This is a genomic window from Microbacterium jepli, from assembly GCF_047237905.1.
Lineage (GTDB): Bacteria > Actinomycetota > Actinomycetes > Actinomycetales > Microbacteriaceae > Microbacterium.
Genome location: NZ_JBDFLW010000005.1, coordinates 381,113 through 396,186, shown reverse-complemented (window position 1 = coordinate 396,186; position 15,074 = coordinate 381,113). Strand labels below are relative to the sequence as shown.

Genomic DNA, 15,074 nt, shown 5'->3' with positions numbered 1-15,074 from the left:
GTGTCCTGAAGCCCGCGGCCCACCGCCCCTGAACCCGAAAGGTCCTCCATGTTCGACCGCGCCTCCACCTTCGGCGAAGCCCTCGACCACCCCGCCGCCCGGGCGGTGCTCGAGCGGTACATGCCCGGCATCGCGGCCTCGCCGATGGCCACGCAGTTCCGCAACGGGCGGCTCGGCCAGCTGGTCGGGTTCGTGCCGTCGCTCTCGGACGCCGCCGAGCGCGAACGCCTCTGGGCGTCGCTGGCGGAGCTCGGCGAGGGGGCGGACCCGCGACCGCCGTACGCGCCCGCGATCGAGCCCGACCCGTCGTACGAGGACGCGTCGGTCGAACGCGGCTCGGCGTCGGTCGCCGCGCCGGAGCCGACGCCGCTCTGGGATGTCGCCGACGTGCGCCTCGCGGGGCCGTCGCACGGCAATCCCTTCGTCGACGTCGAGCTCGACGCGCTGGTCACCCGCCCCGACGGGAGCGAGCTGCGGATGGGCGGGTTCTACGACGGCGACGGGCGGTACCTCGTGCGGGTGCTCGCCGATGCGGAGGGCGAGTGGACGTTCACGACGCGCTCCACGGCGCGGTCCTTGGACGGCGTCTCCGGCTCGTTCACCGTGACGGGGGCGCGGGAGGGTGCGCACGGCCCGGTGCGCGTCGACGGCCTGCACTTCCGCCATGCCGACGGCACACGGCACCGCCCGCTGGGCACCACCGCCTACGCGTGGACGCACCAGCCCGACGCCCTGCAGGAGCAGACGCTCTCGACCCTGGCGGAGGCGCCGTTCTCGAAGATCCGCATGTGCCTGTTCCCGAAGTCCTACCTGTTCAACCAGAACGAGCCGGAGGACTTCGTCTTCCCGGGCTCGCTGGCGGACGGCTTCGATCTGGAGCGCTTCGATCCGGCTCACTTCCGCCGTCTCGAGCAGCGCATCGCGCAGCTGGCCGAGCGCGGCATCCAGGCCGATCTGATCCTCTTCCACGCCTACGACCGGTGGGGGTTCGCCGACCTCGGGCCCGCCGTCGACGAGCGCTACCTGCGCTACGTCGTGCGCCGCCTGGCCGCGTTCTCCAATGTGTGGTGGTCGATGGCCAACGAGTACGACCTCCTGTGGAGCAAGGACGAGCCCGACTGGGAGCGCCTCGCGGCGGTCGTCGGCGCGGAGGACCCGTTCGGGCACCTCAACTCGATCCACAACTGCCGGCCGTTCTACGACTACACCCGTCCGTGGATCACGCACGTGTCGATCCAGCGCGTCGACGTCTACCGCACCGCCGAGAACACCGACGAGTGGCGCGAGCGCTGGGGCAAGCCCGTGGTCATCGACGAGTGCGCCTACGAGGGTGACATCGACCAGGGCTGGGGCAACATCACCGGCGAGGAGATGGTGCGCCGCTTCTGGGAGGGCGCGGTGCGCGGCGGGTATGTCGGCCACGGCGAGACGTACCTTCCCGCCGCGGACGGCGGGGCGGTGGACGCCGGGTTCGGCGACGACCCGGAGGTGCTGTGGTGGGCGAAGGGCGGAGTGCTGCACGGCTCCTCCCCCGACCGCATCGCCTTCCTCGAGAAGCTGCAGGCCGAGGCGCCCGAGGGCGTGTGGGATCCGCTGACGTCGGACTGGGACGTCCCCTGGGGAGGGGTCGAGGGGATGCTGCGGGTCGGCTACTTCGGCTTCAACCGGCCGCGCTTCCGCAACCTGATCCTCGCCGACGGCGAATGGGCGCTCGAGGTCATCGACACCTGGAACATGACGGTCGACCGCGTCGGCGGCACCCACCGCGGCACCGTGCGCGTGGAGCTGCCCGGCCGGCAGTTCATGGCGGTGCGGCTCACCCGCGTCGGCGACTGAGCCGGGTGGCCACTCGGCGCCCTCGATAGGCTCCCGGCAGGGAGGAGAACCCATGACACGAGAGCTGGTCTACTACGTGGCCGTCAGCCTGGACGGCTTCATCGCCGATCCGGACGGCGGCTTCGACGCCTTCCTCGCCGAGGGGGATCACGGCGCCGTCGTCTACGGCGAGTACGCCGACGCGCTCCCCGTCCACGCCCACGCGGCGCTCGGCATCGAGCCACCGCGGACGCTCTTCGACACCGTCATCATGGGCTGGAACACGCTGACCCCGGCGCTGGCGGCCGGCATCCCCAGTCCCTACCCGCATCTCCGCCAGGTCGTCGCGAGCCGCCGGACGCGCGACGTCGACCCCGCCATCACCGTCACGGCGGATCCTCGGGCGACGGTCCGAGGCCTCAAGGAGGAGGGCGGTCTCGACATCTGGCTGTGCGGCGGCGGCAGCCTGGCCGGCGCGCTGCTTCCGGAGATCGACCGGCTGGTGCTCAAGCGCAATCCGTTCGTGTTCGGATCCGGCATACCGCTCTTCGGCGACGCCCCCTTCGAGGCCCGGGCGTTCACCCCGACGCGCACGCGGCCCTTCGCCTCGGGCGTGGTGATCGAGGAGTACGCCGCGGGCTGATCCGTCCGTCTGCTTCAGCCGACGGCGGCGTCCGCCGACAGGCGGGCCGACGCGGTGGCCATGTGCGTCGCCATCGCGGAGGCCGCGGCATCCGGATCCCCCTCCACGACGGTGCGATGGATGGCGTCGTGCTCCGCGATGGCGGACCGCGCCTCGGCCTCGTCACGCACGGCACGGTCCGCGTACACCCGCAGGAGCGAGCGCACCACCTGCAGCTGGTCGATGAGGACCTTGTTGCCGGCGGCCTCGGCGAGGGTGTGATGGAACTCGAGGTCGGCGCGCGCGAAAGCCGCGAGGTCGCCCAGCTGCGCGCGCATGTCGTCGAGGCGAGCCGCGATCCGCGCCCGGTCCGCCTCGGTTGCGCGCGCAGCCGCGAGACGCGCGACGTAGATCTCCAGACCGGAACGCAGTTCGAGGAGCTCCGCCGTGTTGCGCTCCCCGATCAGCAGTCCCCACCGCAGGGTCTGCGGCAGCAGCTCGCTCGCCGTCCCGCGCAGGTAGGTCCCCGACCCCGGGCGGACGTCGACGATGCCGAGGATCTCCAGAGCGGCCAGCGCCTCCCTCACGGCGGAGCGGCCGACGCCGAGGGTCGATGCCAGCTGTCGCTCCGGAGGAAGCCGGGTGCCGGGCGCGATGGAGCCGCCGGTGAAGAGATCCATAAGCTTGCGGGCGACTTCGGACACCGGCGTCCCGCTGGGCAGTGCGCCGAGCGCGGCGGCGATGTCGCCGGCGTCGTCACCGGGGTAGGCGGGCATGGCACCACGGTAGCGCGCGTGCGACCACTCGTAAATTGGTCAACCGGATATCTTGTAATTGGTCAACCGGTTTGCCACAATGGGACTGCGACGCCGAGCTTCATCGTCGCGAATCAACGTCGATCGAAATCGGAGTCATCGTGGACACGTCCCCCTCCCAGACCGCTGCGCCGGACGTCGCGCGGTCCGCCATCCGGAAGGTCTCGATCCGGCTCGTGCCGTTCGTGGCGCTGATGTTCTTCATCAACTACCTCGACCGCACCGCCATCGGATTCGCCGCCCCCAACGGCATGAACACCGACCTGGCGCTGAGCGCGGCGCAGTTCGGCTTCGCCTCGGGCGTCTTCTTCGTCGGCTACATCCTGCTGGAGGTCCCCTCCAACCTGGCCCTGCACCGCTTCGGCGCCCGCCGCTGGCTCGCCCGCATCATGGTGTCGTGGGGCATCGTGGCCCTGCTGTTCACGTGGGTGGGCAACTTCGAGCAGCTCGTCGTGCTGCGCTTCCTCCTCGGCGTCGCCGAGGCCGGCTTCTTCCCGGGCGCCATCCTCTTCCTGAGCCTGTGGGTGCCGGCGCAGTACCGCGGCCGCGTGCTGATGCTCTTCTACTTGGCGCAGCCCCTCACGACCGTGGTCGGCGCCCCTCTCGCCGGCGCGCTCATCCAGCAGCACGGCGTGTTCTTCGGCCTCGAGGGCTGGCGCTTCATGTTCCTCGGCGTCGCGATCCCCGCGATCGTCGTGGGCGTGATCGCGTGGTTCTACCTCAAGGACAAGCCGGCCGACGCGAAGTGGCTGACCCGCGACGAGCAGGTCTGGCTCACCGACGCCCTCCAGAAGGAGCGCTCGGCGACCGGCGGCAACGAGAAGCACGTCTCGGCGCGCTTCGCCTTCAAGAGCGGCCGCGTGTGGGTGCTGTCCTTCATCTACTTCGGCTTCATCTACGGCCTGTACGCGCTGGCGTTCTTCCTTCCCACGATCATCGAGGGCTTCCAGCAGAGCGCGGGCACCTCGTTCGATGTGCTGCAGAAGGGTCTCATCACCGCGATCCCCTACCTGCCGGCCGCCATCGTCATGTACTTCTGGTCGCGCGACGCCTCGCGCCGGGGCCTCAAGACCTGGCACATCGCCGTCCCGGCGGTCGTGGGCGCCGTCACGATCCCTCTGGCGCTGTTCGCGGGCTCGCCGGCGGCCACCATCGCCGTCATCACCATCACGGCCTGCGCGATCTTCGCCGCCCTGCCGAACTTCTGGACGCTGCCCACCCGCTTCCTCACGGGTGCCGCGGCCGCCGCCGGCGTCGCCCTGATCAACACGGTCGGCAACCTGGCGGGCTTCTCCGCCCCGTACATCACCGGCGCCGTGCACGACGCGACCGGCGGCTACGAGGTGCCGATGATGATCGTCGGCTTCGTCATGCTCGTCTCCGCGGTGCTCATGGTGCTCCTCGCCCGCAGCAAGCGCATCGAGCCGGTGGCCGTCGAGCTGACGACGCCGACCCCGGATGCCGCTGCCGCAGCATCCACGGTCCAGAAGCCCGGATCGCGCCGATGACCCGCCTCTGGAACGCGCCGGCGGACTTCGCCGACGAGATGATCGAGGGGTTCGTTGCCGCCAACGGCCGCTACGTCCGCCGCGTGACCGGCGGAGTGGTGCGCTCGACCGCATCGCCCGCCGGGCAGGTCGCCGTCGTGGTCGGCGGCGGCTCGGGCCACTACCCCGCCTTCGGCGGACTGGTCGGTCCGGGGCTCGCGCACGGCGCGGCGATGGGCAATCTGTTCGCCTCGCCCTCGACCCATCAGGTGCACGCCGTCGCCGCCGCGGCCGACAACCGCGGCGGGGTGTTCTTCACCTACGGCAACTACGCCGGCGACGTGCTCAACTTCGACGCCGCGCAGGACCAGCTCCGCGCCGAGGGCATCCCCGCTCAGACCGTCGTCGTGACCGACGACGTCGCCTCGGCGCCCGTGTCCGAGAAGGACCGCCGCCGCGGCATCGCGGGCGACCTCACCGTCTTCCGCATCGCCGGCGCCGCCGCAGAGGCCGGCTACGACCTCGACGCCGTCGTGGCCGTGGCACAGAAGGCCAACGAGCGCACCCGCTCGTTCGGCGTCGCCTTCACCGGCTGCACCCTGCCCGGCGCCGCCGACCCGCTCTTCTCCGTCCCGGCCGGGCGCATGGCCATCGGGCTCGGCATCCACGGCGAGCCCGGCATCGACGAGGCCGACGTCCCGACCGCCGACGGCCTCGCCGAGATGCTCGTCGAGCGCCTGCTCTCCGAGCTGCCCGAAGGTGTCGAGTCGGCGGCCGGAGCCCGCGTCATCCCCGTCCTGAACGGCCTCGGGTCGCTCAAGTACGAGGAGATGTTCGTCGTCTACCGGCGCATCGCCGTGCTGCTCGCGGACGCGGGCATCGTCGTGGTCGACCCGCACGTCGGCGAGTACTGCACGAGCTTCGACATGGCCGGCACCTCGCTCACCCTCTTCTGGCTGGACGACGAGCTCGAGACCCTCTGGGAGACCCCGGTCAACACCCCCGCCTACCGTCGCGGCTCCGTCGCGCCCCAGGAGCGGGTGGATGCCGCGGCCTACCGCGCCGACGACGCCGAGGTGGCGGTGCCCGAGGCCGACGACGCCTCCCGCGCCTCCGCCGCGACGGTCGTCGCCGCCGTCGCGGCCCTCGCCGCCACGGTCGACGAGAACGTCGACGAGCTGGGGCGCCTCGACTCCGTCGCGGGCGACGGAGACCACGGCATCGGCATGCAGCGCGGGTCGACCGCGGCGCTGCGCGCCGCACGTCGCGCCGCTGACGCCGGCGCCGGTGCGCAGACGACGCTGACCCGCGCCGCCGACGCATGGGCCGACAAGGCCGGCGGCACGTCGGGCGCCCTGTGGGGCGTCATCCTCCGCGCCGTCGCCGCAGAACTCGGCGACACGGGAACCCCGGATGCCGCGGCCGTCGCCGCCGGCGTGGCGGCGGGCTCGCGCGGCGTCACCGATTACGGCAAGGCCGAACTCGGCGACAAGACCCTGGTCGACGCGCTCATCCCGTTCTCCGAGACGCTCACGCGCGGCGTGGACGGGGGCGCCGGTCTCGCCGACGCATGGAAGTCCGCCGCCGTCGCCGCCACGGACGCCGCACAGGCCACCGCCGGCCTGCTCCCCCGCAAGGGCCGCGCACGCACGCACGGCGAGCACGCCGTCGGCACGCCCGACCCCGGCGCCATCAGCCTCGCGCTCCTCGTGACCGCCGTCGGCTGCATCCTGGCCGACTCGACCGCCTCCTCGGAAGGACCCACCCCATGACCGATCCCCAGCCCCTCCGCCTCGTCATCGGCTGCGACGACGCCGGCTTCGAGTACAAGGAGATCATCAAGAAGGATCTCGAGGCCAACCCCGGCGTGGCCTCCGTCATCGACGTGGGCGTGGACGCGGACGGCCACACCGCCTACCCGAAGGTCGCGATCGCCGCGGCCGAGCGCGTCGCCGCCGGCGAGGCCGATCGTGCGATCCTCATCTGCGGCACCGGGCTGGGCGTCGCGATCGCGGCGAACAAGGTGGTCGGCATCCGCGCCGTGACCGCCCACGACTCCTTCAGCGTCGAGCGCGCTGTACTCTCCAACGACGCCCAGGTGCTGTGCATGGGCCAGCGCGTGGTCGGCATCGAGCTCGCCCGTCGCCTCGCGAAGGAGTGGCTGACCTACCGCTTCGACACCTCCTCGGCGTCGGCCGAGAAGGTCGCGGTCATCGGCCAATACGAGGCCACCGGGTCCTGCTGACCCCGCCACCCTGCAGAACGGCACCCGCATGAGTACCCCCTCGACCGCCCCGATCACGGTGGGCGTCTCCCTCAAGGCGTACTTCACGCATGCCCGGGCGACGTCGTGGTGCGGCGATGTCGCGGCGCGCGTCGCGGCACTGCCGGCGATCGCCGACGGACGCGTGCGCCTGTTCGTCATCCCCTCGTACCTGCAGATCCCGGCAGCCCTCGCCGCGTTCGCCGGCACCCCGGTGCTCGTCGGCGCCCAGGACGTCTCCGCGCACCCGCCCGGCGCGTTCACCGGCGAGGTCACCGCGGCCGAGCTCGCCGAGATCGGCGTGCGCGTCGCCGAGATCGGACATGCCGAACGACGCCGACTGTTCGGCGAGACCGACGCCGACACCGCCGCGAAGGCCTCGGCGGCCCTGTCCGAGGGGATCACGCCGGTGCTGTGCATCGGCGAGGAGGACCGGATGGATGCCGCGGCCGCCGCTCGCGCGAACCTCCACCAGCTGCAGGCCGACCTCGACGGAGCGCCCGCCGGACCCGTCATCGTCGCGTACGAGCCGGTCTGGGCGATCGGCGCCGCAGAGCCGGCGCCCGACGCGCACATCTCCGTCGTCACCCGCGCGCTCCGCGACGCCCTCGACGCGGATCCCGCCCGCGACGGATCCACCGTCATCTACGGCGGCAGTGCCGGCCCCGGCCTCCTGACGCGACTCGGCGACGCCGTCGACGGGCTCTTCCTCGGCCGCTTCGCGCACGACCCCGACGCCCTCGTCGCGGTGCTGGACGAGGCATCCGCCGCCGCCACCCGCACCTCCCGCACCCGGACCGCCCGCGCCCGGACCGCGAGACTGCAGCAGCGCGGCGAAACGTCGGGGAAAGCCCACGGTCTCGCCGACCCGCTGCAGTCTCGCGGGGTAGAGCGCGGGGCAGAGGGAGGGGCGGCATGATCGGCCTCGGCACCTACGCCTTCTTCTGGCAGCACTCCGACGGGGTGCCGGAGCCGCTGTCGCTGCGCGGCGCCTTCGAGGCCACGCGCGCCCTCGACGTCGAGCTCTTCCAGATCTGCGACTACGCGCCGCTCGAGACCATGGACGACCGCGAGCTGACGGATGCCGCGGCCGCCGCCCGCGACCTCGGCCTCACCATCGAGCTCGGCACCAAGGGCATCGAGCCCGAGCGCCTCGAGCGCTTCCTCCGTCTCGCCGACATCTTCGACGCCCGACTCGTGCGCTCCATGCTCTACGGGCCCGACAGCCGCCCCACCCTCGCCGAGGCCGAGGAGCAGCTGCGCTCCGCGATCGGGGGGTATGCGGCATCCGGTGTCACGCTCGCGCTGGAGACGTACGAGCAGGTCGCGACGTCCGACCTGATCGCCCTCATCGAGCGGGTCGGTGACGACCATCTCGGTGTCTGCCTCGACCCGGCGAACGTCGTCGCGCGGGTCGAGCTCCCCCGTGACTGCGTCGAGCTCACCGCGCCGCACGTGAAGAACGTGCACGTGAAGGACTTCGCCTTCGCGCGTCAGCCCGGCTGGGTCGGGTTCACCTACGGCGGCGCCGTCATGGGCGAGGGACTGCACGACTATCCGCACCTGCTCGAGACCGTCCGCCCGCGCGAGCGCGGCGTGAACGAGATCGTCGAGCACTGGCTCTCCTGGCAGGGAGACCCCGAGACCACCATCCGCACCGAGCGGGACTGGACCCGCGCCACCATCGAATACCTGAGGAGCACACCATGACCGACACGTCGACGAGCACCGCCGCCGAGGCGGCGACCGAGTCCTACAAGATCGCCGTCATCGGCGCGGGCGGCAAGATGGGCATGCGCGTGTCGAACAACCTCGACAAGACCGCGCACACCGCCTGGTACGTCGAGAACTCCCCCGCCGGCCAGCAGCGCACGATCGACGCCGGCCGCGAGCTGACGGATGCGGCGACCGCCGTCGCCGACGCCGACATCGTGGTCTTCGCGGTGCCCGACCTCGCCCTCGGCCCGGTCACGGCCGACCTCGTGCCGCAGATGAAGTCGGGCGCGATCGCGCTCACCCTCGATCCCGCCGCCGCCTACGCCGGACTGCTCACCGACCGCGACGACGTCATCCGCGCCGTGGCGCACCCGTGCCACCCGTCGATCTTCCTGCAGCGCCAGAGCCCCGAGGAGTGGGCCGACACCTTCGGCGGCATCGCCGCGCCGCAGGACGCGATCGCCGCCATCGAGAGCGACGACCCGGCCAAGGCCGCGATCGTCGAAGCCACGGTGCGCGCGATCTACGCGCCGGTCATCGACGTGCATTTCGTCACGATCAAGCAGCTCGCGCAGCTCGAGCCGACGCTGGTCGAGACGGTCGCCTGCATGATCGGCGCCCTCCTCAACGAGGCGCTCGAGGAGACCATCAACACGATGGGCGTCCCCGAGGCCGCGGCCCGCAGCATCCTGTACGGTCACACGCAGGTCGCCCTGGCCAACGGCCTCCGCGGCGACAACCCGTTCAGCGACGCGTGCCTGATCGCGATGGACTACGGTCGCGAGAGCATCATCAAGGACGACTGGAAGAAGATCTTCCGCGACGACGAGCTCGACAAGAACCTCGCGCGGATGCTGCACCTCGACCACATCGAGCGCTGAGGACCGGCATGACCAGACTGCAGGGCAAGACGGCGCTCGTCACGGGCGCCGCCACCGGGATCGGCTACGCGGTGGCCGCGCGCTTCGCCCGCGAGGGCGCGCGCGTCATCGTGGCCGACCGCGATGAGGCGGCGGCCATCGACGCCGTGGCGGAGATCGGCGCCGACGTCGCGCGCGTCGCGGTGATGGACATCTCCGACGAGCGGTCGGTCGAGGCGGCCTTCGCCGAGCTCGCCGCGGAGCAGTGGACGCCCGACGTCGTCGTCGCCAACGCCGGCGTGCAGCTGTTCGGCCAGGACGCGAAGGCGGCCGACCTCGACCTCGAGGTCTGGAAGCGCACCGTCGACGTGAACCTCACGGGGACGTTCCTCACCGTCAAGCACGCGGTGCGGGGGCTGCTCACGATCGGCGGCGGATCCATCATCCTGACCGGCAGCCCGACCGGGCTGAACGGCGAGGGGCAGGACTTCACCGCCTACAGCGCGACGAAGGCCGGCATCCACGGCCTGACGCGCACCGTCGCGGCGGCCTACGCCGCCGACCGGATCCGCGTGAACACGGTCGTTCCGGGCTACACCGAGACGTCGCTGGTGACCGCGATCTCGGATGACCCCGCCTCCCGTGCGGCGATCGTGGGGCGCATCCCGCTCGGGCGCCCCGGCACGCCGCGCGACGTCGAGGGCATCATGGTCTTCCTCGCGAGCGACGACGGGGCCTTCGCGACCGGCGCGCTGTTCGCCGTGGACGGCGGGATGACCACGCTGTGAGCCGCTCTCGCCGGTCGCGTCCATGACATGGCCGTCACGACCTGGGGCGACTGGAGCTTCGACCGCCGCGCCGACGAGATCGCCGATCTCGCCTGGCGCGGCGTCGTGGTGCTGCGCAGCATCCGTGCCGTCGTCCGCGACGCCGATTGGGCGACGGCCACTCCGGAGATCTCGCGCATCGACGAAGGTCCGGACTCGCTGACTCTCGCGGTGACGTGGACCGACCTCGGCGCCGACGTCGCGGGTGACGTGACGGTCCGCGCGGACGGCGATGTGGTGTCCGTCACCTTCGACGCGGAGTCGCGCGCGGCGTTCCGCACGAACCGCGTCGGACTCGTGGTGCTGCATCCGCACCGCCTCGCCGGTGTCCCGCTGCGGGTCGTGCACGCGGGCGGCGGGCAGGAGTCGACCGCGTTCCCCCGCGCCGTCAGCCCGCATCAGCCCGTGTTCGACATCGCCGGACTGGCGTGGGCGGTCGACGGCGTCGAGGTCGACCTGGCGTTCGGCGGCGACGTGTTCGAGATGGAGGACCAGCGCAACTGGACCGACGCCTCGTACAAGACGTACAGCCGCCCGCTCGACCTGCCGTTCCCGTACGACCTCGCCGCCGGCGAGCGCGTCGCGCAATCGGTCACGGTGCGGGCCGCCGGGGCGGCGACGGCAGTCGGCGCCCGCGGGGCCGACCGCATCGAACTGCGCGCGGAGGGGACCTTTCCCGACATCGTGGTGGGAGCGGCCTCCGCGCCCGAACCCGCGCCCCACGAGGTGACGTCCGAAGCGCTCCTGGTCGAGCTCGACCTGTCCGCAACGAACTGGCGCGCCGCTCTGGCCCGCGCCGCGGGCACCGCCGCCGCCCTGGACGTGCGACTCATCGCTCCCCCGACGGCCGACGCGCCGTGGGGCACGAAGACCCCCGGCGCGGTGACCGGCGCCGAGCTCGAGGCGGCACTCGGCTCCGCTGTGCGAGAACTCGTGGGCCTGCCCGTGCGACGGGTGGGCGTGTTCGACCCCGTCAGCCACCTCAGCGAGCCCGCGCTCGTCGCCGCACTGCGCGTCGCCCTGGCAGATGCCGCACTCTCCCCCGCCCTCGTCGGTGGCACGCGCTCGCACTTCACCGAGCTCAACCGCGAGCAGGAGCGCGTGCCCGCGGACGTCGACGCCGTCGCGTTCGGACTCACTCCCCTCTTCCACACGCTCGGCGACGAGCAGCTCTTCGAGTCCATCGCCGTGCAGCGGGCTCTTGCCGCCCAGGCCGTCGAGATCGCCGGCGATCGGCCGGTCCACGTCGGGCCTGTCACGCTGCGCGCCCGGTTCAACAACGTGGCCACGCGTCGCGAGCCCGCCCCCGTGCGCGACGACCTCTCGGATGGGTACGGCGCGGAGTTCACCGGATCGCCCGATCCACGGCAGACCTCCGCCGAGCTCGCGGCCTGGACCATCGCGTCCGCTGCCGCCCTGGCCGTGCCCGGCGTGGCGGGCATCGCGTACTTCGAGGAGTGGGGTGCCCGCGGCATCCGCTCCGCCGACGGGGATCCCTACCCGGTCGCCGCGGCCGTCGACGCCCTGCGATCGCTGTCCGGTGCGCGGCTGCTGTGGGGCGCGAGCCCCGACACCCTCGTCTGGGCGGTCGGAGCACGGGATGCCGCGGCCACCGCCCTGCTGATGGCGAACCTCGACACGCGGCCTCGCATGCTGTCCGTCGTGGTCGACGGCACCGCCGCCGTCGAGGCCCTGGTGCCCGCGCGTTCTTGGCGCCGGGTCAGGGGACCCGTGTGATGCGCAGCGCAACGGCCTCGCCGGCCGGAAGCGGGACCGGCTCGGCTCCCGTCGCGTAGGCGTCGTTGCGCTGCACGTCGTCCAGCACGAAACGGCGGCCCACGGGCGTCACCGTCATGTTCCAGGTGTCGATGACGTCGACCTCGAAGGCGTCGCCGACCTCGAGACGGTCACCCAGGTTGCCCTGAGGGAGCCGGAACGGCCACTCGTGCGGTGCCGACCGACCGAGGTACTGCAGGTACTGGCGGCGCGGTGACCCCGCGACATAGGCCGGGTCGTCCCACCGATCGATCGGGTCGAGTCCTGGAATCGTGAGGTCGTCGAGGACGCGGCGCAGGAACCCCAGCCGCGGCGGACTCTCGCCGCGGAAGCGCCCGCCCTCGACCATGTGCAGACTGCCGCCGGGGGTGACGAAGCTCTCTCCGTGGCTGGCGTAGCACCCGGCGACCGTCGCAATCCAGAACTGGTGCACCAGCTGCGGGCCGCTGAGGTGGCCCCAGCGATCGGGGATGTCCCCCTCGTACTTGATCTCGTCGAGCACGATCGGCTTGGGATACGCATCGCGGTACAGCGACGCCCGGCCGAACTCGGTGGTCGCGGCGCCGTTCTGGATCGAGGCGTGGGTCACCCACGGCTGGTTGTGGTCGGGGAAGCGCATCCACTGGTGGATCGAGCGCAGGCGCTGGTGCGGATCGATCTCCGCCAGCAGCTCGCCCATCCGGTTCCACCGCTCGGTGGGCCGATCGAGGATGTCGAACTCGTTGCACAGCGACCACCACACGTACGGCGAGGCGGAGAGCCGGGCGACGAGGTAGCGCAGGTACGCGGCATCCTCCTCCTCCGCCAGCTCGTCGAGACCGAACCGCCCGTTGTCGTAGGCGTTGAAGATGAGAACGTCGGAGTGGATGCCGCGGGCTCCGAGCTGCGCGACGGCGTCGTCGAGGCGGCGGAAGAACGCGATGACCGGTCGCGAGACGTCCCACCGGCCATCCGCTCCCCTCTCGAACGGCAGCAGCTCGGGGAAGTGCTCGACGTAGCCGCCGGCCTGGGGGAACACCATGTAGCGGAACTTGTTGAAGCCGGCCTCCGCCAGCGCCTCGACCGTCTCGGAGAAGAGGGGCTCCTCCTGGTGGAGCCAGTTGTACGCCGTGGCTCCGACCGGACGGAACGGCGTCCCGTCCGCGTGCGCGAAGTGGTGGACCGCGGAGACGCGCACGCCGCCCGGGCCTGTACGGTGGCCGGCGGTCAGGGCACCGCTCGCGCCATCGAGCTCGGCGGCGTCACTGCGCGTCGACCACGACCACTCCCCGTCCGTCGGGGGCGCGAAGCGCACGACGTATCGGTCGTCGCCGTCCCAGAATCCGGGGACCTCCACGGTCGTCCCGTCCTGCGTGAAGTGCGCCACGACGGGCGTGCGGTCGGCCGGTATCGGCTCCCCCGGCCCCGTGAGCACGATCTCGTGCACGCCGTCCACGGGAGTCATCGCGCCGCCCCCGGAGTGAGGACGCCGTCGATGCGGCGCGGGATTCCGAGCGGATTGGCGTCCTTGAGCGCGTCGGGGAGCACCGACGTGGGGGCGTCCTGGAACGCCAGCGGACGCTGGAACCGCCGCACGCTCGTGGCGCCGACGGACGTGAACAACGACGTGGTCGCCGGCCACGGCCCCCCGTGGTGCTGCGACCAGGTGACCGCGACCCCCGTCGGCCACCCGCCGAACAGCAGCCGCCCGACCCGGTCGGACAGCGCCGAGACGAGCTCGGCGATGTCTTCGTCGGACTCTGCGTGGATCGTTCCGGTGAGACTGCCCTCGAGGCCCCGGATCGCAGCGGCGACGCCGGCTTTGTCGGGGTAGGTGACCAGCACCGTGGCCGGACCGAACAGCTCCTCGCCGAGCCGCGGCTCGGCGAGGAAGGTGTCGAGCGGAGCGCGGACCACGCCCGGAGTGACGCCCGATGATCCGGCGGTGGCGACGGCCAGCACGTCCACACCGTCGATGGCCGCAAGCTCGTCCCAACCGCCCGCGTAGGCGTTCGCGATGGACTCGGTCAGAAGCTGCGCGGGGCCGGCGGCCGCGACGGACGCGGCCGCGAGCTCGGGGATCCGGCTCCCCTCGGGCACGAACACCAGGCCCGGCTTCGTGCAGAACTGGCCCGCCCCGAGCGTGAAGGAGGCGGCGAGACCCGCCGCGAGCTCCTCGTCCCGGGCGGCATCCGCGCCGGGAGCGACGACGACCGGGTTGACGCTGCCCAGCTCGCCGTAGAAGGGAATGGGATCGGGTCGTCCGGAGGCGATGTCGAACAGCGCACGTCCGCCGGCCACCGACCCGGTGAAGGTCCCCGCCTTGACGACGGGGTGCGCAACGAGCGCCGTTCCGACCTCGCGCCCCTCGGCGAGGTGGAAGACGCCGTCCGGGGCCCCAGCGCGCGCGAGCGCCTCACCGACGATCTCCGCCGTCCGGCGCGACAGCTCACGGTGGCCGCTGTGCGCCTTGACGATGACCGGGCACCCGGCCGCGAGGGCGGCGGCCGTGTCGCCGCCTGCGACCGAGAAGGCGAACGGGAAGTTGGATGCCGCGAAATTGACGACCGGCCCCACGGGCACGAGCACGCGTCGCAGGTCGGGTCGAGGGGGTGTCGCGGCCGGGTCGGCCGCATCCAGCACGGCTTCGAGGTAGGAGCCCTCACGCGCGACCGCCGCGAGCATGCGCAGCTGACCCGTGGTGCGGGACACCTCGCCGACCAGACGCGCCTCGGCGAGGTGCGTCTCACGCTGTGCGATCGGAACCAGCTCGTCGCGCGCGGCGTCGAGCGCGTCGGCGATCGCGTCGAGCCATCCCGCTCGGACGCCGTCCGGGATGCGGCGCAAGGCCTCGGCGGCGGCGGCGCTGCGCGCCAGAGCCGCGTCGAGGTCGCGGGGGTCGGTGAGGATCTCG

The 15,074-nt window shown here is 72.3% G+C and carries 13 protein-coding genes; 10 read left to right on the top strand and 3 right to left on the bottom strand.

The genetic code is table 11. The annotated features are described in order from the left end of the window. Positions 1-48 precede the first annotated feature (48 nt). Together ABC304_RS06130 and ABC304_RS06125 are read left to right on the top strand one after the other, a co-directional pair. Positions 49-1,836, top strand: a complete 1,788-nt coding sequence (locus tag ABC304_RS06130; RefSeq protein ID WP_412929575.1) for a DUF5605 domain-containing protein — start codon at positions 49-51, stop codon at positions 1,834-1,836. A 52-nt stretch (positions 1,837-1,888) separates the two neighbouring features. Next, positions 1,889-2,458 (top strand): dihydrofolate reductase family protein, encoded by a 570-nt coding sequence (locus tag ABC304_RS06125; RefSeq protein WP_412929573.1) that lies wholly within the window; start codon positions 1,889-1,891, stop codon positions 2,456-2,458. A 14-nt stretch (positions 2,459-2,472) separates the two neighbouring features. Here ABC304_RS06125 and ABC304_RS06120 read toward each other — a convergent pair whose 3' ends face one another. Then, positions 2,473-3,213 (bottom strand): FadR/GntR family transcriptional regulator, encoded by a 741-nt coding sequence (locus tag ABC304_RS06120; protein WP_412929570.1) that lies wholly within the window; start codon positions 3,211-3,213, stop codon positions 2,473-2,475. Positions 3,214-3,353: 140 nt separating this feature from the next. On the opposite strand from ABC304_RS06120, the gene ABC304_RS06115 reads away from it, so the two are divergent. Genes ABC304_RS06115 through ABC304_RS06080 form a run of 8 tightly spaced genes read left to right on the top strand, consistent with a single transcriptional unit; the run spans position 3,354 to position 12,142 of the window. Further along, positions 3,354-4,760, top strand: a complete 1,407-nt coding sequence (locus ABC304_RS06115) for an MFS transporter (RefSeq protein ID WP_412929569.1) — start codon at positions 3,354-3,356, stop codon at positions 4,758-4,760. Beyond that, positions 4,757-6,511: a dihydroxyacetone kinase family protein gene (locus tag ABC304_RS06110; protein WP_412929568.1), complete on the top strand. Its 1,755-nt coding sequence runs from the start codon at positions 4,757-4,759 to the stop codon at positions 6,509-6,511. The genes ABC304_RS06115 and ABC304_RS06110 overlap by 4 nt, the downstream gene beginning before the upstream one ends. After that, the gene (locus ABC304_RS06105; RefSeq protein WP_412929567.1) at positions 6,508-6,984 is read left to right on the top strand and encodes a ribose-5-phosphate isomerase; all 477 of its coding nucleotides are present in this window, start codon (positions 6,508-6,510) and stop codon (positions 6,982-6,984) included. The genes ABC304_RS06110 and ABC304_RS06105 overlap by 4 nt, the downstream gene beginning before the upstream one ends. Before the next feature lie 28 nt (positions 6,985-7,012). Continuing rightward, a complete protein-coding gene (locus tag ABC304_RS06100) occupies positions 7,013-7,921 on the top strand; it encodes a triose-phosphate isomerase family protein (RefSeq protein WP_412929566.1) in 909 nt (302 codons plus the stop codon). Beyond that, positions 7,918-8,712, top strand: a complete 795-nt coding sequence (locus tag ABC304_RS06095; protein ID WP_412929565.1) for a sugar phosphate isomerase/epimerase family protein — start codon at positions 7,918-7,920, stop codon at positions 8,710-8,712. The genes ABC304_RS06100 and ABC304_RS06095 overlap by 4 nt, the downstream gene beginning before the upstream one ends. Beyond that, entirely contained in the window at positions 8,709-9,599 is an 891-nt protein-coding gene (locus ABC304_RS06090) for a phosphogluconate dehydrogenase C-terminal domain-containing protein (protein WP_412929563.1), read from the top strand. Before ABC304_RS06095 ends, ABC304_RS06090 begins: the two co-directional genes overlap by 4 nt. 8 nt (positions 9,600-9,607) lie before the next feature. Then, on the top strand, positions 9,608-10,366 hold the full coding sequence (locus ABC304_RS06085; RefSeq protein WP_412929562.1) for an SDR family NAD(P)-dependent oxidoreductase: 759 nt from the start codon (positions 9,608-9,610) through the stop codon (positions 10,364-10,366). 27 nt (positions 10,367-10,393) lie between these two features. Beyond that, positions 10,394-12,142 carry a D-apionate lactonase family protein gene (locus ABC304_RS06080; RefSeq protein WP_412929560.1) on the top strand — a complete coding sequence of 583 codons (1,749 nt, stop codon included), beginning with the start codon at positions 10,394-10,396 and terminating at the stop codon, positions 12,140-12,142. Here ABC304_RS06080 and ABC304_RS06075 read toward each other — a convergent pair. Beyond that, positions 12,126-13,625, bottom strand: a complete 1,500-nt coding sequence (locus tag ABC304_RS06075) for an apiosidase-like domain-containing protein (RefSeq protein WP_412929557.1) — start codon at positions 13,623-13,625, stop codon at positions 12,126-12,128. The genes ABC304_RS06080 and ABC304_RS06075 overlap by 17 nt on opposite strands. Further along, positions 13,622-15,070: an aldehyde dehydrogenase (NADP(+)) gene (locus ABC304_RS06070; RefSeq protein ID WP_412932846.1), complete on the bottom strand. Its 1,449-nt coding sequence runs from the start codon at positions 15,068-15,070 to the stop codon at positions 13,622-13,624. The genes ABC304_RS06075 and ABC304_RS06070 overlap by 4 nt, the downstream gene beginning before the upstream one ends. Positions 15,071-15,074 lie beyond the last annotated feature (4 nt).